General features: G+C 56.0%; 1 protein-coding gene. It reads left to right on the forward strand.

Going from position 1 to position 636, the window contains the following annotated elements; genetic code table 11:
* Positions 1-64: 64 nt before the first annotated feature.
* On the forward strand, positions 65-636 hold a 572-nt coding region (locus QN370_RS20590; RefSeq protein WP_323581830.1), incomplete at its 3' end, for an IS5 family transposase.

A 636-nucleotide genomic window follows, 5' to 3' on the forward strand; every position in this document is an offset into this window, starting at 1 on the left:
CTGATTTAATCGCCCGGTTTTTAACGTTAAAATCTTGATGTCGTTCAATTTCAAAGAGACCGTGATGGCCCTGAAGCAAACCAGTTTTTCGAGTGCCGAATTTGCCGCGAAGAAGCGCATCACGCGTCGCGAGCAGTTTTTGGCGGATATGGAGCAAGTCGTACCCTGGGCCGAACTCGAGGCTGTCATCGCTCCTGTCTATCCGACCGGTATGCGCGGTCGTCCACCGATCGGTTTGTCGCGCATGTTGCGCGTGTACTTTATCCAGCAGTGGTACAGCCTGTCTGACGAAGCGGTGGAAGACGCGATCTACGATAGCCAGGCCGTACGGGCGTTTGTCGGCGTCGATCTGGCACGTGAATCGGCACCGGACGCCACGACCTTGCTGAAATTCCGGCGTTTGCTGGAGACGAATGAACTGACTCAGCGCATGTTTATCGCCATCAACGCTACGCTGACCGAGAAAGGCCTGCTGATGCGCTCGGGCACCATCGTCGACGCCACCATCATCAACGCGCCACCCTCGACAAAGAATGCGGAACACAAGCGCGACGCCGACATGCACCAGACGAAGAAAGGCAACCAGTGGTACTTCGGTATGAAAGCGCATATCGGCGTCGATGCCGAGAGTGGCTT

It is taken from the genome of Actimicrobium sp. CCI2.3, assembly GCF_035019065.1.
Taxonomy (GTDB): Bacteria; Pseudomonadota; Gammaproteobacteria; order Burkholderiales; family Burkholderiaceae_D; genus Actimicrobium.